The organism is Aquabacterium sp. CECT 9606, from assembly GCF_918741295.1.
GTDB lineage: Bacteria > Pseudomonadota > Gammaproteobacteria > Burkholderiales > Burkholderiaceae_C > Aquabacterium.
Genome location: NZ_CAKKNB010000001.1, coordinates 584,631 through 605,570 on the forward strand (window position 1 = coordinate 584,631; position 20,940 = coordinate 605,570).

A 20,940-nucleotide genomic window follows, 5' to 3' on the forward strand; every position below is an offset into this window, starting at 1 on the left:
GCGAGCTCAGTTCGACAAGCCGATCTCGCTGGCCACCAAGACCGAATCCACCAGTCGCCCCTTGACCTTCAGGTGGTCGCCAAGGTGCAGGGTGGAGCACACCGCGCAGCTGGCGCTGACGGCATCCACGGCGATGCCGTTGACGCTGAAAAGGCGGTGGTTGCCGGGACTCAGGTTGGTCACCAAGCCGTCGACCGTGGCGTCGTCGCGGTTGGCCACCAATGGCGTGTTCAAGGTCATCGACTGGGCGGTCCAGACGCTGCCCATGGGTAGGGTCGACACATTGATGAGGGCGCGCGCGACGCGGCCGTTCGCCAGTCCGGGCGGCGGGCTTTGCCAGGCATAGGCCAGCGTCTGGGCGCCGATCGAGCAGTAGCCCGTGCCCAGGTCCAGGTTCTTGAGCACACCCTTGACCACGTAGTGCTGCACCATCAGGGCATCGCGCTTTTCAACGCGCGTGGCCACGTAACTTTCGCTGGCGGCATCGTGAAAGCCGTAGACCTCGACCACATCGGACGCCACCAGGCTGGCCAGCCCTGCCGGCAGATCAGCCGAGAAGTGCGTGCGGCTGTCCACCAGCACGGTCTGCCCCATGACGGTCAGGCTGTTGGCCCCAATCGCGTCCACCGGCCCCAGCAATTCACTGCTCAACTGGATGAGCTCCGCGGTGGCCACTTGCCGTCCCGCCTGCGTGCGCACCGGCGAGCCTTGCAGCTGAACCACCATGCCCAGCTTGAGTTCGGACGCTGCCCGGGGTTGGTTGTCCGCATCGGTCACCTGAGCCGTGGTCTGGTCGAAATGGATGCCATTGACCACGATGGAGCCAAAGCCGGTGATGGGGCCGCCGGAGTAAGACCCGGTGCCGCCGCTGCCCACGCCAGCGGTGGATTCATCGCCGCCGCCGCACCCGGTGAGCCAGGCGGCCAGCAGGATGCCTGAACAAAGTGCGATGCAAGCCTTCTTGGCGGCTTTATTCATGGTCTTTCCTCGTCCTGGATTCATTTTTTGGGGTCGCCATGTCGTCGACATAGCTGTACAAGCCAATGCGGACGCGCTGGTCCTGCTGGCGCTCGGCCTGTCGGTCGTTCTCGATGCACTGCTCCAGCAAGGGCACGGCTTCGTTCAGCAGGCGCTGCCACTGGCTGGACACGAACTGCCGCACCAGGGCCATCGATTCACTTGACAGTTCGTCGGCGAACACGGCTTGGTCGAAGTGGGGCGGCTCGCCCTGGCCGATCACGTTGGACACTGCGCCGTTCAAGTGGTCGCCCACGTTGTCGGCCAGGAAGGCCAGCATGTGTTGCTGGTCATCACCTGGCACGAAGGCGTCGCGCAGCAGGCTGACGGTGTCGCTCTGCGGGTTAAGTTGGGCGATGCCCAGGCGGCACAACTCGTCCAGGAGGCTGCGCGGATGCACGTCTTGCGTGACGGAGCGGGCCAAGGCTTCAAAGCTGGGGGCCGGGCCCACGCGCGCCAGCGCCTTGGCCGTGCCTTGCCTGGTGCGCAAACTCTTGTCGGTCACCCAACGGGTGAACACCTCGCCGGCCGATGAGACGGCGACCGGCTTTTGCTGGCTCGGCTCGCTTTGCGTGAGCCGGGTGACTTCGCGTCGATTCAGACCGGTGGTGGTGCTGATGCGGCTGACCAAGCGGTGCTCGGGCAGGCCGGCCTCCACGAGGGCATCGCGCGCGGCGCTCACAAAAGCTCGTTTCAAAGCCGCCTCGGCCACCGCTAAAGGCACGCCCTGCGAGACCGCCAGCCGTGCCAAAGGCAGCAGCAAGGCGCTGAGGGCGGCGGGGACGGCGTTGCTCGGATCCTGCTCTGACATGAGGCGACCAAGTGGAAGACAGGTTTCATTGTAAATGTGCGAAATGCACATTTTTGCAAGCAAATGCAATTAAGCTTGAGCGTGAAATGTGCAGAACGCACATTTGATGCAGTTGGTTGGTGGATGACCTGGGGAAGAAGCCATGGAAATGGAACGCATGTTCTTGTTGATGCTGCACGTGCTGAGCGTGGTAGGCGCGGCCATCGGCATCGCCTTTGCCGACCTGTCGCTGTTCAAGGGGCGGCGCGTCGATCTGGCCTTGCTGCGCACCGGCGGCCAATTGGTCGCGGGCATGTTGGGCATGTTGTGGATCACCGGCTTGCTGATCATCTGGATCGACACGGGTTTTGACCTGGCGGTGATTGCCGCTCGGCCCAAGTTGGTGGCCAAAGTGTTGGTGGCTTTGTTGCTCACCTTCAATGGCCATTTACTGCACCGCTTCTTTTTCACGGCGGTGAGCAAGCCGCCCGCCGATGCGGGGCGCGCGGCCAACCTGGCCGCGGTGATGGCGGCGATCAGCGGCGCCTCATGGCTTTATGCGGGCTTCCTGGGCTTGGCCAAACCCCTGGCCAGGGTCATCAGCCTGTCGGGCTTCGCCGTGATGTTTCTTGGTTTGCTGATCTTGTGCGGACTGTGCGTCCTGCGGTGGATCAGGCCCCGCATGTTGCAGATCTACCAACGCCCCCTGGCTTGAATTCAAGCGCTTGGGCCCGCAGCGCGTGGATCGCGGGCCATCACCTTTCATTTTTCAAAACCCAAGGAGAAAACCATGAAACCCAGTCACCTCATCGCAGCCAGTCTGCTCGGCTTGAGCGCGGCTTTGCCCGCGGCCGCACACAGTGTGGCGTACACCGCGCAGCTGTTGGGTGCCAGCGAATCGCCTGGCAACCTTTCGCGAGGCACAGGTTCGACCACCGTGACGCTGGACGAGCACAGCTTGAGCATGCGCGTGCAAGCCAGCTTTGCCGGCCTGAGCGGTTCGGCCACGATGGCCCACATCCATTGCTGCACCGCCTTGCCCAACGCAGGCAATGCCGCAGTGGCGCTGGTGTTCTCCGACTTTCCCATAGGGGCCACGGCCGGCAGCTACGACCACACTTTCGACCTGAGTCAGTTGAGCAACTGGAGCGGGTCCTTTGTCAGCACGCATGGCGGGACGGCGAGTTCGGCCTTCCAGGCGTTGGGCCAGACCCTGGGCGACGGAACGGCTTACTTCAACCTGCACACCTCGGCGTTTCCCGGGGGCGAATTGCGCGGCAATTTCGCGGCCGCGGTGCCCGAGCCTCAAACGCCGATCCTGATGCTGGTGGGGCTGTTAGGTCTGGCCAGTGTTTACCCACGCCGTCGATGAATCCAACCCATCCAAGGAGTCATGTATGAAAAAAATCATGTTCAAGCACAGTCTGCCAGCGTTGGCGTGCATCGCGGCTTTGGCCGCATCGTCGTTGGTGCAGGCCGCGCCTTATCTGTTGCATCAAGACGGGTTCATTGGGGGCGGTGAGCTCAATTTGACGCTTGAGGGCGTCGACCTCGACCAGGATGGTCTGATCTCAGCCTGGAGTCCGGGGGAAATAAGCCAGGCTTTCCTGACGTTCTCAGGCAACGCCGACATCCGTGATTTCGCGTCCCCGTTGAAGTCTTTTCAGGAACTGTTGCTGGCATTCAAAGTCGGCCATACCGGCGTTGACAACGACCCTTCCACTTTTCAAGGCGTGTACATCACGGTTTCACCAGATGGTGAGCGCAAGGCTGACTATCCTGTCTTCCACGGCTATTTCGGCATGATCGGGGCGGCCCCCGAAACCGAGTTTGGCGCAGTGGGGTACGTGGACAGCTTCATCGCGAGTGAATGGAGGTTTGGCCCCTCGACCCGGAGCCGTTCCCTGATCACGGTCTCTGAAGTGCCGGAGCCAGGCACGCTCCTGTCCATGGCCTTGGGATTGGCCACCGTGGCCGTGTACGGGCGACGCCAGTCTTCCTGATCAGGGGCTTCCTTTGCATTGTCGGCCTGGGGGCGTTAAGCTGCACGAAATGCTGCGTTGCAGCAAATTTCAAATCAAGCCCAGGGAGTGCCCCCATGCCGGCTCACTTCGCGTTGTCTCTTCCACCCCGCTTGCTGGCGTCCATGCTCGTCGGCCTGGCGGTGTCCGCAGTCCAGGCCGATGTCTTGACGCGGCTACCCTCGCTGGGCTTGCAGCGTGATTCGGTCACCGTGTCGGGCCTGTCGTCCGGCGCCTACATGGCCGGGCAGTTCCAGGTGGCCTACTCTGCCTCCTTGTCGGGCGCGGCGGTGTTGGCTGGCGGCCCCTATGGTTGTTCGCGGGGCAGCGTGTCCACGGCCATGTTCAACTGTTCGTGCCCGGCCGAACAGAACTTCGCGCTGCAATTGATGCACGCGTTTGGGGGCGGTTGCCAGGTCTTCAATCCTGACGTGTACCTGCTGTTCAGCCAGAACGCCGTGGCGGGCAATGCCGAAGCCCATGCCATTGATGACACCTTCCACCTCAAAGGCCACCGCGTCTGGTTGTTTTCGGGCGAGAAAGACCATGTGGTGGACTCTCGGTTGGTCACCGCGGCGCAAAAGTTTTACGAGCGCCTGGGCGTGCCTTTGGCGCAGATCCGACGTGAGGCGAATGCCGAGGCCGGGCATGGTTTTCCCAGCCCGCTGGCCAGCCAGGCGTGCAGCCTGACCCACACGCCTTTCCTGACCCAGTGCAACCTGGACGCGGCTGGTGAGTTGTTGAAGTGGCTCTACCCCGGCAACCCTGACTGGCAGGCGGGCACCTTTGACGAAGGGGCATTGAAGCAATTCAAGCAGACCACCTACGATGACAAGAAGGTGTTCAGCAGCCTGGACAGCACGGGTTGGGTCTATGTGCCCAAGGCCTGCGAGCAGACTGGCGCGCATTGCCGCCTGCACGTGGCCTTCCATGGGTGCGAGCAAGGGCAGAACTTCAAAGTGGGGGGCCAGAAGTTCGGCCTGCAGTTCGTGAGGGACACGGGCTACAACCGTTGGGCCGAGGCCGGCCACGTCGTGGTGCTGTACCCGCAGGTCAAACCCAGCGATCCCCGTGGCCGTGCGCCCACGGATCCCTACCGGTTCAACCCCAAAGGGTGTTGGGACTTCTGGGGCTACACCGAGAAGTTCGCGGCACTGAACCCATCAGCCCCCAACTTTGCCAAGCAATCGGCGCCGCAGATGAAGGCGGTGAAGGCGATGGTGGATGATCTGTTGAAGGCGCGGTGAGGATCGCCGGTCCGCCAAGCAGCCTTTAAAACCCCACGCGGGCGAAAAATGTTGCGTGCAGCACAATGCTTCGTCCACGGACCCGCCCGGCACACCCGCCTTGGCCAAGGCGCCAGCGATGGCCACGCCCCCGAGTGCGGGACCGCTCAGCGAATAGAGCGCGCCCTGGAATCCTCCAATGGGCGTGCGGCCGGCGGCGAGGATGACGATGGGGTCGTGGCTGTCTGGCATGCCTCAGGTGCTGGAGGTCGCCGAGGTGAGGGCCTTGCGGCGAGCCCATCCGCCCAGCACACCCAATCCTGCCAACGTCAGCGCCAGGTCTGACGGTTCGGGAACCGTGGTGGCGAGGGCGCCAAGCGCGTGGGCAAACACAGAGAACTGGCCATGGATGGCATGGTCGGAATCATTGGTGAGTTCGACTTCCAGCCATCGAGAGCCCCCGTAGCTGACCGCATCATGGTGTTTTAGGAATGTGTATTCCAAGCCGAAACGCTCCTCCAAGAATGGGCCATCACTGCCAACCAGGGAGATGCCCGCACTGCCCGAGACTTCATCTGAGCCAACTTGCTGGATGCCGGGCGTTGGCTGGCGGGCATCCAGGCTGAATTGAACAGAGGCCAGAGCCTTGATGCGGACGCTGGTGTGGGCACTGAGTGTGAAATCGTCGCCCTGGTAGTCAGGTGCCGCTGAGTAGGCGATGAAGGTTCCGCCATTGGTGAACGCCAAGCCGGATGCGCTCAGGAAGTCGACGCCGACCGAGGCCGTGGCCGTCGACTTGGGGGCATTGACGGTCAGGCTCATCGGGGTTGTCAACCAGTCCTCTCCGGTCCAGTCGTCACCATAGTAGGTGTAGTAGTCCGGAGCAGCGCTCAGGGCGAGGTGGAGCAGAGTGCCGCGTGGTGAATCCGTGATGCTGAAAGATGGCAGCACCAGATCCCCAGTGTTCAGATCCTCGACCGTGATCTGGATGTTGGTCAAGGAGGTGTTGCTGCTGACCGCGGCCTGGGCCGACATGACCGACCATGACAAGGCCAGTGCGCTCGCGATGAATGAAGTCTTGAAAAGTGACATGGTGATTCCCTGGTTTGATGGATGGAGGCCAGTCGTGGGACCCGCCCATCAGATTCTAGGGAGCTTGCATCGGGCTGTTGAATCAAATGGTTTCTGTGAACAGCTCGCGCCCAATCAGCATGCGCCGGATCTCCGACGTGCCCGCGCCAATCTCGTACAGCTTGGCATCGCGCCACAGCCGCCCCAAGGGGTACTCGTTGATGTAGCCGTTGCCACCAAAGATCTGGATGCCTTCGCCCGCCATCCAGGTGGCTTTCTCGGCACACCAGAGGATCAACGAGGCGCAATCCTTGCGCACCTGGCGCGCGTGGTCCGGGCCCAGGGCATCCAGGTTCTTGGCCACGGTGTAGGCAAACGAACGCCCGGCTTGCAGGGTGGTGTACAGGTCGGCCACCTTGCCCTGGATCAACTGGAACTCGCCAATGGCCTGGCCGAACTGCTTGCGCTCGTGGATGTAGGGCACCACGTTGTCCATCACCGCCTGCATGATGCCCAAGGGCCCGCCCGAGAGCACCGCGCGCTCGTAGTCCAGCCCGCTCATCAGCACCTTCACGCCGCCATTGACCTGGCCCAGCACGTTCTCGACCGGCACGCGCACGTTGTCGAACACCAGCTCGCCCGTGTTCGAGCCGCGCATGCCCAGCTTGTCCAGCTTCTGCGCGATGCTGAAACCGGGCATGCCCTTCTCGATGATGAAGGCGGTGATGCCTTGCGCGTGGCGCTCAGGCTCGGTCTTGGCATAGACGACCAGGGTGTCGGCATCGGGCCCATTGGTGATCCACATCTTGGTGCCGTTGAGCAGGTAGTGGTCGCCTTTGAGTTCAGCGCGCAGCTTCATGCTGACCACGTCGGAGCCCGCGCCCGGCTCGCTCATGGCCAGCGCGCCAACGTGCTCACCGCTGATCAGCTTGGGCAGGTACTTGCGCTTTTGCAGCGCGGTGCCGGTGCGGTGGATCTGATTGACGCACAGGTTGGAGTGGGCGCCATAGCTCAAGGCCACCGAGGCCGAGGCGCGGCTGATCTCTTCCATGGCCACCATGTGGGCCAGGTAGCCCATGCTGGCGCCGCCGTACTCTTCCGAGGCGGTGATGCCCAGCACACCCAGGCCGCCCAGCTTGCGCCACAGGTCCATGGGGAACTGGTCTTCGCGGTCGATGCTGGCCGCGCGCGGGGCGATCTCGGTCTGCGCGAAATGGCGCACGGTGTCGCGCAGGGCGTTGATGTCGTCACCCAGTTGGTGGTCGAGTCCGGGCAGGTCGTGCATGGTGTGTCTCCTCGGTGAGGTGGTGGTGGGCTGGCCCGCTCAGGCCGCGGTCTGGGCCGCTTGGTGTTGCGCTGCTCTTTTGGCGAGCAAGGCATTGCTCACGCGCGAGACCGGTTTGCGGCCCAGCACGTTGGAAATGAAGGCGCCGGCATCGACCAGCCAATCCAGGTTCAAGCCGGTGCTGATGCCCAGGCCGTGCAGCAGGTAGACCACATCCTCGGTGGCCACATTACCGGTGGCGCCCTTGGCGTAAGGGCAGCCGCCCAGGCCGGCGATGCTGCTGTCAAAGGTGTGGATGCCCAGTTGCAGGCACGCGTGGATGTTGGTCAGGGCCTGGCCGTAGGTGTCGTGAAAATGGCCGCTCAGCTCGTCGATGGGCACGCGCTTGAGCGCGCGTTCCATCACGGCCTGCACGCGCCCTGCCGTGCCCACGCCAATGGTGTCGGCGATGCCGATGTGGTCGGCGCCGATGCCCAGCAAACGCTGCACCACCTCGTCGACCTGGTCCAGGCTGACCTCGCCCTGATACGGGCAGCCCAGCGCGCAAGACACGGCCGAGCGTACTTTCATGCCGTTCGCGTGCGCGGCCTCGACCACGGGCCTGAAGCGTTCGATGGATTCGGCGATGGAGCAATTGATGTTGCGCTGGCTGAAGGCCTCGCTGGCGGCGGCGAAGATCACGACCTCGTCGGCTTTGGCCGCCAGGGCGCCCTCAAAGCCCTTCATGTTGGGCGTGAGCACCGAATAGCGCACACCGGCCTGGCGCTGGATGCCGGCCATGACCTCGGCGTTGTCGCCCATCTGCGGCACCCACTTGGGGCTCACAAAGCTGGTGACTTCGATCTGCGTCAGGCCTGCCTGCTGCAGACGGTGCACCAGCTCGACCTTGTCGGCGGCGCTGACGGTTTGTGCTTCGTTCTGCAGGCCATCGCGTGGGCCGACTTCAACGAGGGTGACGTGTTGGGGCAGCATGGCTTGTTCTTCTCAAGGTTTTTCGGCCAGGCGCAGCAACTCGGCGCCTTCGGGCACCTGGTCGCCCGGGGCGCACAGCAGTTCGGACACCACGCCGTCACGCGGCGCGGTCATGGTGTGTTCCATTTTCATGGCTTCGGTCACGGCCAGCGCGTCGCCTGCCTTGACGGTGTCGCCCACCTTCACCAGGAGGGCCACCACGCGGCCGGGCATGAGGGCGGTCAGGCGCCCGCCAGCATGTGCGGTGCTGGCCTGGGCCAAGGGGTCGATCAGGTTGACTTTGGCCTGGCCATATGGGGCGAAGACCTCGAAGTGATCGCGGTCGCGGTAGACGGCCAGGGTCAGGCGTTGCCCGGCCAAGGTGACGTCAAACCGGTCGGGGGCCAATGCTTTGGCTTCAAACGAGGCGTGCAGTTCTCCGCACTGAAGCAGGTATGGCCCACCACACTGGCAGGTCAACCAGGCGGTGATCGGTGACCCGTCCAGCATCAGCGGCCATGCCCGGCGCGCGGCGCCATGCAAGCGCCAGCCATCGCGCTGCGACCACGGGTCGGCGGTGACGCTGCTGGCCTCGTCGTTCAACAGGCGGGCTGCCAGGCCGGCCACCGCCAGCAAGGGTGCCAAGGGTGTTGGCGAGAACAGCGCGGCCTGCTCGCGTTCAATCAGGGCCGTGTCCAGGTCGGCCTGTTGAAATGATAGGGTGCGGATGATGCGCTGCACGAACGCCACATTGGTGTGCAGCCCGGAGATGTGCAGGTCGCCCAGGGCGGCGTCCAGCCGGGCCAGGGCTTGGTCGCGCGTAGGGCCCCACACGATGAGCTTGGCGATCATCGAGTCGTAGTGGGGCGAGATTTCATCGCCTTCACGCACGCCGCTGTCCACGCGCACGGGGCTGGCGCTGAAGCTGGACGATGTCGGCAGCCGATAGGTGCGCAAGGGGCCGGTGGCGGGCAGGAATTGCTGCAGGGGGTTCTCGGCGCAGATGCGTGCTTCGATGGCGTGGCCCTTGATGGCCAGTTGATCTTGCGTCAATGGCAGGGGCTCGCCCGAGGCCACGCGCAGCTGCCACTCCACCAGGTCCAGGCCCGTGATGGCTTCGGTCACGGGGTGCTCAACCTGCAGGCGCGTGTTCATCTCCATGAAATAGAAGCTGCCACCCTGCTCAACAATGAACTCCACCGTGCCCGCGCCCACATAGCCCACGCTGCGCGCGGCGGCGATGGCAGCGGCACCCATCTCGGCACGGCGCTCGGGGCTCATGCCAGGGGCGGGGGCTTCTTCCAGCACTTTCTGGTGGCGGCGTTGCACCGAGCAATCGCGCTCGAACAGGTGAACGTAGTTGCCGTGGCTGTCGCCGAACACCTGGATCTCGATGTGGCGGGGCCGCGTGACGTAGCGCTCGACCAGCACGCGGTCATCACCGAAACTGGCGGTGGCTTCGCGCTGGCAGGAGGCGAGGGCGGCCGAGAAATCCTCGCTTCGCTGCACCGTGCGCATGCCTTTGCCGCCACCGCCCGCGCTGGCTTTGATCAGCACGGGGTAGCCGATGAAGTCGGCCTCGGCTTGCAGGAAAGTGCTTTCCTGGCAGTCGCCGTGGTAGCCCGGCACCAGGGGCACGCCAGCGCTTTCCATCAAGGCTTTGGCGGCAGACTTGCTGCCCATGGCCGCGATGCTGGAGGCAGGCGGGCCAATGAACACCAAGCCGGCATCGACACAGGCTTTTGCGAAGCCCGCGTTCTCGCTCAGGAAGCCGTAGCCGGGGTGGATGGCTTGCGCGCCTGTGGCTTGCGCGGCGGCCAGGATGCGCTCGCCAAGCAGGTAGCTCTCGCGGGGTGAAGCGGGGCCGATGCGCACCGCTTCATCGCAGGCGTGCACATGGGCCGCGTTGGCGTCCGCATCGGAGTAGACGGCCACGGTGCGCACGCCCAGGCGGCGCGCGGTGGCGGCGACGCGGCAGGCGATTTCTCCGCGGTTGGCGATGAGGATCTTATTGAACATCAGTTGGCCTTGCCCTGCCACGGTGGCGTGGTCTTGTGCAGGAATGCGTTCACCCCGGCCTTGCCTTCGTCGCTGGCCCGGATGTCGGCGATGGTGCGCGCGGTCTGGTCGCGCAGGCCCGCGGTGAGCGGCAACCCGGCGGTCTCGCGGATCAGCCGTTTGCTGGCCCGCACGGCGTGCGGTCCATTGGCCACGATGGCGTGCAAGAGCCCGTCAACCACGGTGTCAAGCGCATCGACCGCGCACACCTCTTGCACCAGGCCCAGGGCCTGAGCGCGCTGCGCGTTCATGCGCTCGGCCGTCACGAAGTAGCGGTGGGCGGAGCGTTCTCCGATGGCGCGGATGACATAGGGCGCGATGGTGGCGGGGATCAGCCCCAGCTTGACCTCGGAGAGGCAAAAGCCCGCGCTGTCCGCCGCCACAGCCATGTCGCAGGCCGCGACCAGGCCCACACCACCGCCGTAGCAGTCGCCTTGCACACGCGCGATCACCGGCACAGGGCAGTTGGCAATGGCCCAGAGCATGCCGGCCAAATGCGAGGCATCGGCGTGGTTCTCGGCCCAGGAGTAATCGGCCATGGCGCGCATCCAATTCAGATCGCCGCCGGCGCTGAAGGCCTTGCCGTGGGCGCCGAGGACGATGGCGCGCACGTTCTGGTCCAGGCCAATCGATTGAAACGCGTGCGTCAACTCCTGGATGGTCTGGTCGTTGAAGGCATTGCGGATGTCTGGGCGGTTGAGCCAGACCTGGGCCACGTGGCCGTTGTGTTGAATGTCGAGGGTGGGCGGGTTCATGGGGTGCTCCTTGGGCTCACATGCGGAACACGCCAAAGCGTGTGTCGCCAATCGGCGCGTTCAGGCTGGCACTCAGGCCCAGGGACAGCACGCGCCGTGTGTCCGCCGGGCGGATCACGCCATCGTCCCACAGGCGGGCCGAGGCGTAGTAGGGGTGACCTTGTTGCTCGTATTGCTCGCGGATGGGGGCCTTGAAGGCAGCTTCTTCTTCCGCACTCCATTGGCCGCCTTTGCCCTCGATGCCATCGCGCTTGACGGTGGCCAACACGCCGGCGGCCTGCTCGCCACCCATCACGCTGATGCGTGCGTTGGGCCACATCCACAGGAACCGCGGACTGTAGGCCCGGCCGCACATGCCGTAGTTGCCGGCGCCAAACGAGCCGCCGATGATGACGGTGAACTTGGGAACAGCGGCGCAGGCCACGGCCGTCACCATCTTGGCGCCCGCGCGGGCGATGCCCTCATTCTCGTACTTGCGCCCCACCATGAAGCCGGTGATGTTCTGCAAAAACACCAGCGGGATCTTGCGCTGGCAGCACAGCTCGATGAAATGCGCGCCCTTGTTGGCGCTTTCAGAAAACAAAATGCCGTTGTTGGCCACGATGCCCACGGGCATGCCGTCGATGTGCGCAAAGCCTGTGACCAGCGTGCTGCCGTAGCGAGGCTTGAACTCGTCGAACTCGGAGTCATCCACGACGCGGGCAATCACCTCGCGCACGTCGAAGGGCTTGCGCGTGTCGGTGGGGATGATGCCGTTGAGCTCGTCGGCCGCAAAGCGCGGGGGCCGCGGTGCGATGCAGGCCTGTGAAGGCGTCTTGCGCCAGTTGATCTGCGCCACGCTGCGGCGCGCGAGGGCCAGCGCGTGGGCATCGTCGTTGGCGAGTTGGTCGGCCACGCCCGACAAACGCGTGTGCACGTCGCCACCGCCCAGGTCTTCCACGCTGACGACCTCGCCCGTGGCGGCTTTCACCAACGGCGGGCCGCCCAAAAAGATGGTGCCCTGGTTCTTGACGATGATGGCCTCGTCGCTCATGGCGGGCACGTAGGCACCGCCTGCGGTGCACGAGCCCATCACCACGGCGATCTGCGGGATGCCTTGCGCGCTCATGTTGGCCTGGTTGAAGAAGATGCGGCCAAAATGCTCGCGGTCAGGGAAGACCTCGTCCTGGTTGGGCAGGTTGGCGCCGCCGCTGTCGACCAGGTAAATGCAGGGCAGGCGGTTCTGCTGCGCGATTTCCTGCGCGCGCAGGTGCTTCTTGACCGAGATGGGGTAGTAGGTGCCGCCCTTCACGGTGGCGTCATTGCACACGATCACGCATTCGACACCAGACACCCGGCCAATGCCCGCGATCACGCCCGCGCAGGGTGCATCGTTGTCGTGCATGTTCAGGCCAGCCAGTGGGGCGATCTCCAGGAAGGGCGTGCCTGGGTCCAGCAGAAGTTCGACCCGGTCGCGGGGCAACAACTTGCCTCGGGCCACGTGCTTGGCGCGCGGGCCTTCGCCACCGCCCAGGGCGATGCGTGCCAGTTGCGAGTCCAGGTCGTCAAGCAGCACTTGCATGGCCTGGGCATTGGACTTGAACTCGTCCGAGCGCGGGCTGATCAGGGATTCAAAAGGCATGGTTCACTTCCTCGCGCGCTTCTTGAGGGCGCGTTGACTGTCCAGTTGTTTCAAGGCCGCGTTCACCTCATCGCGAAAGCGCGCCAGGGCCTCGAGCGAGGCCTCGCGTGGCATCAGCGCGCTCCAGATCAGGCCAGTCAGTTGCTCGGCCGTGTCGTCGATCGGCGGGCACTTGTGCGCGGTGATCGAATCCCACAGCACGTGCTCCATCGAGCCATAGACCAGGTCGCGCATCAGGCGCAGGGGCATGTCCTGGCGCACCTCGCCGTCGGCCACGGCCTGGGCCAGGCAATCCATCAGCGGGGCGGTGTATCGGCGTTTGCAATCGGTGATGACTTCGGCCAGCTCTGGCGCGCTGCTGCGGCCCTCGCCCAGCACCAGGGCGCACATGCCCGAGCCGTCGGCCAGCAGGGTGCACAGGTGCTGGCGCACCACGTGGCTGAGTTTGGCGTACACGCCAGGCAGGCGCGGCACTTCGCGTTCCAGCTCGGTGCTGATCTCGTCGTACCAATCTTTGATGACCTGGATGCACAGCTCGCGTTTGCCCGGAAAGTAGGTGAACACGGTGGCCTCGGACACGCCCGCGGCCTCGGCGATCTGGGCCGTGGTGGCGCGGTGAAAGCCCTGTTCAGAAAAGACCTTGCGCGCAGCGGCCAGCAACTCTGTGACACGGAGCTGGGATTTCACACGACGAGGGGCCACGCGTTGCAGTGCTGACATGATCAAATAATTGAGTGCGACTCAATTATTGACCGATGTCGACTCACATTGGAAAATTTTTCAAGACAAACACCACCGAAGACGCGAAATGCAACAGCGCTTGAAACGCGCCGGGTAATCCCGGGTGGTGCGGGCGCCAAGGCATCCCCAGATTGTTTTCAAGGCCAAAGATTGAGGCCTGGGGTGCGGACTATTCGGCACTTCAAGAGATGACGGCCCGGGCCAAGATCTCTACACTGGTTCTGCAGCATGTGGCTGCGAGGAGTTCGTGATGAACGCTCCACTGCCCGATTCGGTTCTCAAGGCCCTGGCGTCGCTCACGCTGGACGACAAGTACGCCATCGAACATGGGACTGCCTTCATGAGCGGTGTGCAGGCGCTGGTGCGCTTGCCCATGCTGCAGCGCACCAGAGATGTGGCGGCGGGCCTGAACACCGCAGGCTTCATCAGTGGTTACCGCGGTTCTCCGCTGGGCGGCTACGACCAGGCCTTGTGGAATGCCAAAGAGCACCTGAAGGCGCACCATGTGGTGTTTCAACCCGGGGTGAACGAAGAGCTGGGCGCCACCGCCGTGTGGGGCACGCAGCAGCTCGATCTGTACCCCGAGCACCGGAAGTTTGACGGCGTCTTTGGCCTTTGGTACGGCAAGGGCCCGGGGGTGGACCGCTGCTCGGATGTGTTCAAACACGCCAACATGGCTGGCACCGCCCGGCACGGGGGCGTGATCGCCGTGGCGGGTGACGACCACGTGGCCAAAAGCTCGTCGGTGGCGCACCAAAGCGATCACATTTTCAAGGCCTGCGGTCTGCCGGTGTTTTTTCCGAGCAGCGCTCAAGAAATCCTGGACCTGGGATTGCATGCCTACGCCATGAGCCGCTTTTCGGGCCTGTGGGCTGGCATGAAGGTCATCCAGGAAGTGGTCGAATCGTCCAGCAGCGTGTCGGTTGAACCCGACCGCGTGCAGATCCTCTTGCCCGAAGACTTCGCCATGCCGCCCGGTGGCCTGCACATCCGCTGGCCCGATTCGCCGCTGGAGCAGGAAGCCCGGCTGATGGACTACAAGTGGTATGCCGCGCTGGCCTATGTGCGCGCCAACCGCCTGAACCGCACCGTGATCGATTCGAAGCACGCGCGCCTGGGACTGATCGCCAGCGGCAAGGCCTACAACGACATGCGCCAGGCCCTGCACGACCTGGGCTTGGACGAAGTGACCTGCGCCCAGATTGGCATCCGCGTGCACAAGGTGACCGTGGTCTGGCCCCTGGAGGCCGGTGCCACGCGTGAGTTCGCCACGGGCTTGCAAGAGATCCTGGTGATCGAAGAAAAGCGCCAGGTCATCGAATACCAGCTCAAGGAAGAGCTCTACAACTGGCGCGAGGATGTGCGCCCGAACGTGCTGGGCAAGTTCAACGAAACGCTGGGTGACCACAGCGGTGGCGAGTGGTCCATGTCCAACCCGGCCTCCAACTGGTTGCTGCGCGCCAAGGCCGACCTGAACCCATCGCTGATCGCCAAGGCCATCGCGCAACGCCTGGACAAGCTGGGCATGCTGGACACCGTGGGCCGCGACCTGCGTGAGCGCATCGCGCAGCGGTTGGCGCTGATCGAGGCCAAGGAGCAGGCCCCTGTGGTCGTGCCCAAGGCCAGCGCCGATCGTGCGCCCTGGTTCTGCAGCGGCTGCCCCCACAACACCTCGACCAAAGTGCCCGACGGCTCACGCGCCACGGCCGGCATCGGCTGCCACTACATGGTGGTCTGGATGGACCGCAGCACCACCACCTTCACGCAGATGGGCGGTGAGGGCGTGACCTGGGTGGGCCAGGCGCCTTTCACTGACGAGAAGCATGTGTTCGCCAACCTGGGCGATGGCACCTACTTCCACTCGGGCCTGCTGGCTGTGCGCCAGAGCATCGCAGCCAAGGTCAACATCACCTACAAGATCCTGTTCAACGATGCCGTGGCCATGACTGGTGGCCAGCCCGTGGACGGCACCCTGCGTGTGCCCGAGATGAGTCGTGAGCTGGAAGCCGAAGGTGTCTCGCGCATCGCCATCGTCACTGATGAACCTGAGAAGTACCTGGCCGTGTCCAACCTGGCGCCCGACACCACCGTGCATCACCGAGATGACCTCGACGCCGTGCAGCGCCTGATGCGCGAAGTGCCCGGCTGCAGCGTCATCATCTACGACCAGACCTGTGCCACCGAAAAGCGCCGCCGCCGCAAACGCGGCACCATGCCGGCCGTGACCGAGCGCGTCGTCGTCAACGAGCTGGTGTGCGAGGGCTGCGGCGATTGTTCCACCCAGTCCAATTGCCTGAGCGTGGAGCCGGTGGACACCGAGTTCGGCCGCAAACGCCACATCAACCAGAGCACCTGCAACCACGACATGTCGTGCGTGAAGGGCTTTTGCCCCAGCTTCGTGACGGTGAGTGGCGGCCAGCTCAAGTCACCGGCCAAAAGCCAGCAACGCATTGATCCTTTCGCGCTACCCGGCCTGCCCGAACCCAAGATCCCCTTGGCCCACGAGGCTTACGGCATCATCGTCGCCGGCATTGGCGGCACGGGCGTGATCACCATCGGGCAGTTGCTGGGCGTGGCCGCGCACATCGAAGGCAAGGGCATCGTCACGCAGGATTCGGCGGGCCTGGCGCAGAAGGGCGGCGCCACCTGGAGCCACATCCAGATCGCCGACAGCATGGACGCCATCCACACCACGCGCGTGCCCACGGCGGCGGCCGACCTGGTGATCGGTTGCGACCCCATCGTCACGGCCAACGCCAGCACCCTGGCCACCATGCATGCCCAGCGCACCCACGTGGCGCTCAACACCCACGGTACGCCCACGGCCGCTTTTGTGCGCGACACCAACTGGCAGTTCCCGGCGGGCCATTGCGATGAGGTCATCGACCAGGCCGCGCTGGCAGGCCAGGTGTCCAGGCTGGATGCCAACCAGTTGGCCACCCAGTTGCTGGGCGACACCATCTACGCCAACCCCTTGATGCTGGGTTACGCCTGGCAAAAGGGCTGGGTGCCCTTGAGCCGGGCCGCGCTGCTGCGCGCCATCGAGTTGAACGCCGTGCAGGTGGACAACAACAAGGCGGCCTTTGAATGGGGCTGCCGCGCCGCCCACGATCTGGCTGCCGTGCAATCGCTGGCCTTGCCAGCCCAGCCTGTCCACATCGTCCGCAAGACCGCAACCAACCTCGACGCCCTGATCCAGACCCGTGTGCAATTTTTGACCGACTACCAAAGCGCCGCCTATGCCGGTGATTACCTGGCTTTCGTCAACCAGGTGCGTGCGGCAGAGCAAAAATTGGGGTCGACCAAACTGACCGATGTGGTGGCCCGCCAATTGTTCAAGCTCATGGCCTACAAAGATGAGTACGAAGTGGCACGTTTGCTGATCGATCGTCGGTTTCACGACAAAGTGGCCCAGGAGTTCGAAGGAAACTACCAGCTCTCTTACCATCTGGCGCCGCCTTTCATGGGCAAGACCGATCTCCAGGGTTTGCCCACCAAACAACGATTTGGCCCGTGGATGAAGCTGGCGTTCAAGGCCTTGGCACCGCTCAAGGTTGTGCGCGGCACGGCTTTCGACCCATTTGGACGCACGCAAGAACGCCTGGAGGAACGCGGTTGGATTGCACGATATCGCCAGGGCATCGGCGCTCTGCTGAACGCCTTGAACATGGACAATGTCGAGTCGGCGCTGGCCTTGGCCCGCGTTCCCGAAGACATCCGAGGCTACGGCCACATCAAGCAAGCGAGCATGGACAAGGCCAAGGCCCGGTGGGCGAAGTTGACTCAGCAGGCAGGGGACGATGCCTGACTTGATTCAGCGACTTCTGACGGTGCTGCTTGGCACCGAATCCAAGCAGCGGTTGCGCATCACCCGTTCTCTGATGGCCGCCACGGTCTATGTGCTGTGCATTGGCATCATGGGCTTTGCTTCACGGCAGGGCTTGATGCGCGCCAACGAGGCAGCTGTCCTATCCTGCTTGATCATCTTGAATGTGTTGGTTTGGTACGCCCTGCTGCGCAGTGGACTGAACAAGCGTTTTACCGAACCCTCCTTGACCTTGCCGCAGATCCTGGCTGCCCTGACCTGGATCGTGGCTGCCTACACCATCACCGGGGTCTTTCACGGTGCCACGATGATGCTGCTCACGCTGGTGCTGGTGTTTGGCATCTTCAACCTCAAGGCCCGCGATGCCCAGATCGCAGGCACCTACGCCGTGGGGCTCACGGGCGTGGCCATGGTCTACAAGACGGTGACCGATGTGGTGGGCTACCCCGTGGCGCTGGAGTCGGTGCACTTTGCCATCGTGGTGGCATCGGTGCCCACCATCTCGCTTTTGACGGCGCAACTCAGCAACCTGCGCATGCGCCTGCGCGCCAAGCAGGAAGAGCTGACGCAGGCCCTGGACCGCATCCAGGTGCTGGCCACCCGGGACGAGCTGACCGGCCTGTACAACCGCCGCCACATGATGGCGGTGCTGGACGAGCACCAGCGGCGGCTGTCCCGTTCGTCGGGCCATGATTTCTGCCTGGCGATCCTGGACATCGACTTCTTCAAGCAGATCAACGACACGCATGGCCACAACGTGGGCGACGAAGTGCTGCGCAATTTCGCCAACCACGCGGCTGGCATGACCCGCGAAACCGATGTGCTGGCGCGCTGGGGCGGCGAGGAGTTCATGCTCGTGCTGGTGGGCACGACCGCCCAGGACGCGGAGCGGAGCATCCAGCGGCTGCGCGATTCCTTGAAGAACGTGACCATGGCCCAAGACCACCTGGCCCTGCATCCTTCCTTCTCAGCCGGCTTGAGCGCATACCAACCCGGCGAAAACCTGTCGGCCTGCATCGAGCGGGCCGACAAGGCGCTCTACAGCGCCAAGCAAACCGGCCGCAACCGCACTGTGATCTGGGCCGATGTCGTGCCTGCCCTGTCGGCCACAATGGAGGGATGACTCAAAAAATCAGCTTCTGGGGGCTTGGTGTGTGGTGCCTGTTGGGCATCGCCGGGGCGCAGGCTCAGACCCGACCATCGGACGGTGCGCGCGCTTTGCCCGTGTCCACCCGATTGGGTTTCGAAACCATCACGCTGCCCGGGGATGAGGCCATGGGTTTGCTGGGCGGCAGCTACCTGATGGAGTTCGCCCCGGGTTGGTTGGGCGGGCCCGCGGTGTATGGCGGGGCCACCGGCCACCGGGGTGGCTTCTTTGTCGGCGGGGCTGAGTTGGCCTACCGGCTGCCGCTGGCCAGCCGTGTGCGTCTCGAGGTCGGCCTGTTTGCGGGTGGCGGTGGTGGCGGTGGTGCACCGGTGGGTGGCGGCCTGATGTTGCGCCCGCACCTCGACCTGCTGTGGCGCTTGAGCGGGCCTGCTGACGGACCGGGGGTGTGGGCAGGCCTGTCAGCGTCCAGCGTGCGCTTCCCCAACGGTGAGATCCGATCCAACCAGGCGGGCCTGGTGATGGCCGTGGATGGCGATTTCATCTACACCTTGCCCTCGGCTGTGGGCAAAAGCTCTTCGATCTGGGGCCGTGGAGGCATGGGTTTTGACCGCATCAGCATCTCGGGCGCGGTCGGTGAACCGCGTGGCGATGGGCGCCAGCAACGCATTGGCCTGGCTGGGTTTCGGCTCGACCATTGGCTGCATCCCAACGTTTATTGGGGCATGGAGGCGGCCGGGGCTGCTGGCGGCGGCGCTGGCGGTTACGCCGAGATCCTGGCCAACCTGGGATTTGAGCAACCCATCAAAGGCACCCCCTTGGCCGTGGGGGCCAGGACGGCTTTGGGCTTAGGGGGTGGCGGCGCCGTGCCCACCGATGGCGGCCTGCTGGCCAAGGCCGGCATTTCCATCAGCCTGCACCTGAGCCGCGATTTTTTTGTGTCGCTGGAAGGCGGCACCGTGAACGCGCCACAGGGCGCTTTCCGGGCACGCTATGCGCAAGCTTCGATCGGGTGGGACCTCGATCACCCGTCCAACGCGCCCGCCGCCCTGGGCCGCCTGTCGCCACGCTCCTGGATTGAAGGCATGGAATGGAACCTGGCCCTGGAGCACGTGGATGGTGCAGCGCGAAAGACAGGCCCCGATAAATCCATGCAATCAGTGGGGTTGGTGTTGCGCCGCTCCCTGACCGAACTTCTTTACTTAACAGGACAGGCCCACAGCGCGTTCAATGGCGACGCGGGCGCGTATTCTGTGGGTTTGGTGGGCGCGGGCGTGCAATCGCCGGTTTTCGCTGGCAGGTGGTCCGTCGGCGCCGAGTTGCTGGCTGGGGCCGCGGGCGGCGGTGGTGTGGACACCGAGGGCGGTGCCGTCGTGCAACCCATGCTCAGGTTGAATTTGGACTTGGGACCCCAAAGTAGGGCCCACTTGGGCGTCGGTCGCATTCGCGCCTTGAAAGGCGGGCTCGACAGCCCCGTGTTTGAATTGGCGTGGGGCCTCGCATTCGGTGTGCCGGCCCGTTGAATTTCTGGAGAATTGAATTGAAAAAGATCCTGTTGAGCGTGTTCATGGCTGTGCTCAGCCTGACCTTCGTGGCGCAACACGTCGAGGCCAAGCGCCTTGGGGGTGGCAGCTCGTCTGGCTTGAAGCGTCAGATGCCCGCGCGCCAAACACCCACCTCGCCCGCGCAGCAACCTGCCCAGCCCGCCGTGGCCCCTGGTGGTCAGGCCGTGCCGCCCACCGTGGCGCCCAAGCGCAACTGGATGGGCCCGATCGCTGGCTTGGCCGCAGGCCTGGGCATCGCAGCCCTGATGAGCCATCTGGGTATGGGCGCCGCTTTTGGCAACATGATCATGATGGCGTTGTTGGCCGCCGTGGCCTTCTTCGCCATCCGCTGGGTCATGCAGCGCTTCTCCAACTCGTCGCCAGCGCCAGCAGCCAGTGGCGGTCCGCGCCTGTCACCCAACGATTTCGGTCGCCCCACCGCGCCGCCCACCCAACCCATGAGCCGTGACCTGTCCGCGCCTCAGGGCGTGAGCGATGGCATGCTCAGCGGCCCCAGCTTTGCCTCGGTGGCCGCAGGCACGGCGTCCAGCCTGCCCCCAGGCTTTGATGCGCCCGCCTTTGAACGCATCGCCAAGCTGATCTTCATCCGCATGCAGGCCGCCAACGATGCCGCCAACCTGGAAGACCTCCGCCAGTTCTCCACGCCCGAGATGTTCGCCGTCTTCAAGCTGGAGTTGCAAGACCGTGGCAACGCACCCCAGGTGACCGATGTGGTCCAACTGAACGCCGAGGTCCTGGATTTTGCCGATGAGGCTGATCGCCAGATCGTCAGCGTGCGTTTCCATGGGCTGATCCGCGAAGAGAAAGACGCGCCGACCACGACCTTCGATGAGATCTGGCACTTGGCCAAGGCCAGGGCTGGCAGCGGCGAGTGGGCCATCGCTGGGATCGCGCAAACCGCCTGATTG

At 64.3% G+C, this 20,940-nt stretch carries 18 protein-coding genes; 8 read left to right on the top strand and 10 right to left on the bottom strand.

Annotated elements, in window-relative coordinates:
• Positions 1 to 6: 6 nt before the first annotated feature.
• Both LQ232_RS02680 and LQ232_RS02685 read right to left on the bottom strand, forming a co-directional pair.
• Positions 7 to 978, bottom strand: coding sequence for a DUF5666 domain-containing protein (locus LQ232_RS02680; RefSeq protein ID WP_230178684.1), 972 nt, complete (start codon positions 976 to 978; stop codon positions 7 to 9).
• Entirely contained in the window at positions 971 to 1,828 is an 858-nt protein-coding gene (locus LQ232_RS02685; RefSeq protein ID WP_230178686.1) for a DUF6502 family protein, read from the bottom strand. The genes LQ232_RS02680 and LQ232_RS02685 overlap by 8 nt, the downstream gene beginning before the upstream one ends.
• 148 nt (positions 1,829 to 1,976) lie before the next feature.
• Here LQ232_RS02685 and LQ232_RS02690 point away from each other — a divergent pair, with 148 nt between their 5' ends.
• From LQ232_RS02690 to LQ232_RS02705, 4 genes are all read left to right on the top strand, one after another.
• Complete coding sequence (locus tag LQ232_RS02690; protein ID WP_230178689.1) at positions 1,977 to 2,522, top strand: hypothetical protein; 546 nt, start codon at positions 1,977 to 1,979, stop codon at positions 2,520 to 2,522.
• A gap of 75 nt (positions 2,523 to 2,597) precedes the next feature.
• Positions 2,598 to 3,179, top strand: coding sequence for a CHRD domain-containing protein (locus LQ232_RS02695; RefSeq protein ID WP_230178690.1), 582 nt, complete (start codon positions 2,598 to 2,600; stop codon positions 3,177 to 3,179).
• Between the two features lie 25 nt (positions 3,180 to 3,204).
• Positions 3,205 to 3,810 (top strand): PEP-CTERM sorting domain-containing protein, encoded by a 606-nt coding sequence (locus LQ232_RS02700; RefSeq protein WP_230178692.1) that lies wholly within the window; start codon positions 3,205 to 3,207, stop codon positions 3,808 to 3,810.
• Between the two features lie 95 nt (positions 3,811 to 3,905).
• Positions 3,906 to 5,075: a poly(3-hydroxybutyrate) depolymerase gene (locus tag LQ232_RS02705; RefSeq protein WP_230178702.1), complete on the top strand. Its 1,170-nt coding sequence runs from the start codon at positions 3,906 to 3,908 to the stop codon at positions 5,073 to 5,075.
• Here the strand turns inward: LQ232_RS02705 and LQ232_RS02710 are convergent.
• The 8 genes from LQ232_RS02710 to LQ232_RS02745 form a co-directional block, all read right to left on the bottom strand.
• Positions 4,992 to 5,306, bottom strand: a complete 315-nt coding sequence (locus LQ232_RS02710) for a hypothetical protein (RefSeq protein WP_230178704.1) — start codon at positions 5,304 to 5,306, stop codon at positions 4,992 to 4,994. The two genes, LQ232_RS02705 and LQ232_RS02710, sit on opposite strands and share 84 nt — an antisense overlap.
• A gap of 3 nt (positions 5,307 to 5,309) precedes the next feature.
• Positions 5,310 to 6,146: a PEP-CTERM sorting domain-containing protein gene (locus tag LQ232_RS02715; RefSeq protein ID WP_230178707.1), complete on the bottom strand. Its 837-nt coding sequence runs from the start codon at positions 6,144 to 6,146 to the stop codon at positions 5,310 to 5,312.
• Positions 6,147 to 6,228: 82 nt separating this feature from the next.
• Positions 6,229 to 7,410, bottom strand: coding sequence for an isovaleryl-CoA dehydrogenase (locus LQ232_RS02720; protein ID WP_230178709.1), 1,182 nt, complete (start codon positions 7,408 to 7,410; stop codon positions 6,229 to 6,231).
• A 39-nt stretch (positions 7,411 to 7,449) separates the two neighbouring features.
• Positions 7,450 to 8,382 carry a hydroxymethylglutaryl-CoA lyase gene (locus LQ232_RS02725; RefSeq protein ID WP_230178711.1) on the bottom strand — a complete coding sequence of 311 codons (933 nt, stop codon included), beginning with the start codon at positions 8,380 to 8,382 and terminating at the stop codon, positions 7,450 to 7,452.
• A 12-nt stretch (positions 8,383 to 8,394) separates the two neighbouring features.
• The gene (locus LQ232_RS02730) at positions 8,395 to 10,380 is read right to left on the bottom strand and encodes an acetyl/propionyl/methylcrotonyl-CoA carboxylase subunit alpha (RefSeq protein WP_230178713.1); all 1,986 of its coding nucleotides are present in this window, start codon (positions 10,378 to 10,380) and stop codon (positions 8,395 to 8,397) included.
• Positions 10,380 to 11,174: an enoyl-CoA hydratase/isomerase family protein gene (locus tag LQ232_RS02735; RefSeq protein ID WP_230178715.1), complete on the bottom strand. Its 795-nt coding sequence runs from the start codon at positions 11,172 to 11,174 to the stop codon at positions 10,380 to 10,382. Before LQ232_RS02735 ends, LQ232_RS02730 begins: the two co-directional genes overlap by 1 nt.
• Positions 11,175 to 11,190: 16 nt before the next feature.
• The gene (locus LQ232_RS02740; RefSeq protein ID WP_230178718.1) at positions 11,191 to 12,795 is read right to left on the bottom strand and encodes a carboxyl transferase domain-containing protein; all 1,605 of its coding nucleotides are present in this window, start codon (positions 12,793 to 12,795) and stop codon (positions 11,191 to 11,193) included.
• Positions 12,796 to 12,798: 3 nt separating this feature from the next.
• Positions 12,799 to 13,515, bottom strand: a complete 717-nt coding sequence (locus tag LQ232_RS02745) for a TetR/AcrR family transcriptional regulator (protein ID WP_230178720.1) — start codon at positions 13,513 to 13,515, stop codon at positions 12,799 to 12,801.
• A gap of 271 nt (positions 13,516 to 13,786) precedes the next feature.
• Here LQ232_RS02745 and LQ232_RS02750 point away from each other — a divergent pair, with 271 nt between their 5' ends.
• From LQ232_RS02750 to LQ232_RS02765, 4 genes are read left to right on the top strand one after another with little or no spacing between them, the layout of a single operon-like run.
• Positions 13,787 to 17,344, top strand: coding sequence for an indolepyruvate ferredoxin oxidoreductase family protein (locus LQ232_RS02750; protein WP_230178722.1), 3,558 nt, complete (start codon positions 13,787 to 13,789; stop codon positions 17,342 to 17,344).
• Positions 17,337 to 18,485, top strand: coding sequence for a GGDEF domain-containing protein (locus tag LQ232_RS02755; RefSeq protein ID WP_230178724.1), 1,149 nt, complete (start codon positions 17,337 to 17,339; stop codon positions 18,483 to 18,485). The genes LQ232_RS02750 and LQ232_RS02755 overlap by 8 nt, the downstream gene beginning before the upstream one ends.
• Complete coding sequence (locus LQ232_RS02760) at positions 18,482 to 19,990, top strand: hypothetical protein (protein ID WP_230178726.1); 1,509 nt, start codon at positions 18,482 to 18,484, stop codon at positions 19,988 to 19,990. The genes LQ232_RS02755 and LQ232_RS02760 overlap by 4 nt, the downstream gene beginning before the upstream one ends.
• A 17-nt stretch (positions 19,991 to 20,007) precedes the next feature.
• Positions 20,008 to 20,937 carry a Tim44 domain-containing protein gene (locus tag LQ232_RS02765; RefSeq protein WP_230178728.1) on the top strand — a complete coding sequence of 310 codons (930 nt, stop codon included), beginning with the start codon at positions 20,008 to 20,010 and terminating at the stop codon, positions 20,935 to 20,937.
• Positions 20,938 to 20,940: the final 3 nt, after the last annotated feature.

What these genes read in the sequence shown, in the direction of transcription:
- LQ232_RS02680 (WP_230178684.1), bottom strand. Translation starts at nt 978, where the DNA reads ATGAATAAAGCCGCCAAGAAGGCTTGCATCGCACTTTGTTCAGGCATC.
- LQ232_RS02695 (WP_230178690.1), top strand. Translation starts at nt 2,598, where the DNA reads ATGAAACCCAGTCACCTCATCGCAGCCAGTCTGCTCGGCTTGAGCGCG.
- LQ232_RS02690 (WP_230178689.1), top strand. Translation starts at nt 1,977, where the DNA reads ATGGAACGCATGTTCTTGTTGATGCTGCACGTGCTGAGCGTGGTAGGC.
- LQ232_RS02705 (WP_230178702.1), top strand. Translation starts at nt 3,906, where the DNA reads ATGCCGGCTCACTTCGCGTTGTCTCTTCCACCCCGCTTGCTGGCGTCC.
- LQ232_RS02760 (WP_230178726.1), top strand. Translation starts at nt 18,482, where the DNA reads ATGACTCAAAAAATCAGCTTCTGGGGGCTTGGTGTGTGGTGCCTGTTG.
- LQ232_RS02755 (WP_230178724.1), top strand. Translation starts at nt 17,337, where the DNA reads ATGCCTGACTTGATTCAGCGACTTCTGACGGTGCTGCTTGGCACCGAA.
- LQ232_RS02700 (WP_230178692.1), top strand. Translation starts at nt 3,205, where the DNA reads ATGAAAAAAATCATGTTCAAGCACAGTCTGCCAGCGTTGGCGTGCATC.
- LQ232_RS02740 (WP_230178718.1), bottom strand. Translation starts at nt 12,795, where the DNA reads ATGCCTTTTGAATCCCTGATCAGCCCGCGCTCGGACGAGTTCAAGTCC.
- LQ232_RS02715 (WP_230178707.1), bottom strand. Translation starts at nt 6,146, where the DNA reads ATGTCACTTTTCAAGACTTCATTCATCGCGAGCGCACTGGCCTTGTCA.
- LQ232_RS02750 (WP_230178722.1), top strand. Translation starts at nt 13,787, where the DNA reads ATGAACGCTCCACTGCCCGATTCGGTTCTCAAGGCCCTGGCGTCGCTC.
- LQ232_RS02745 (WP_230178720.1), bottom strand. Translation starts at nt 13,515, where the DNA reads ATGTCAGCACTGCAACGCGTGGCCCCTCGTCGTGTGAAATCCCAGCTC.
- LQ232_RS02720 (WP_230178709.1), bottom strand. Translation starts at nt 7,410, where the DNA reads ATGCACGACCTGCCCGGACTCGACCACCAACTGGGTGACGACATCAAC.
- LQ232_RS02735 (WP_230178715.1), bottom strand. Translation starts at nt 11,174, where the DNA reads ATGAACCCGCCCACCCTCGACATTCAACACAACGGCCACGTGGCCCAG.
- LQ232_RS02725 (WP_230178711.1), bottom strand. Translation starts at nt 8,382, where the DNA reads ATGCTGCCCCAACACGTCACCCTCGTTGAAGTCGGCCCACGCGATGGC.
- LQ232_RS02685 (WP_230178686.1), bottom strand. Translation starts at nt 1,828, where the DNA reads ATGTCAGAGCAGGATCCGAGCAACGCCGTCCCCGCCGCCCTCAGCGCC.
- LQ232_RS02730 (WP_230178713.1), bottom strand. Translation starts at nt 10,380, where the DNA reads ATGTTCAATAAGATCCTCATCGCCAACCGCGGAGAAATCGCCTGCCGC.
- LQ232_RS02710 (WP_230178704.1), bottom strand. Translation starts at nt 5,306, where the DNA reads ATGCCAGACAGCCACGACCCCATCGTCATCCTCGCCGCCGGCCGCACG.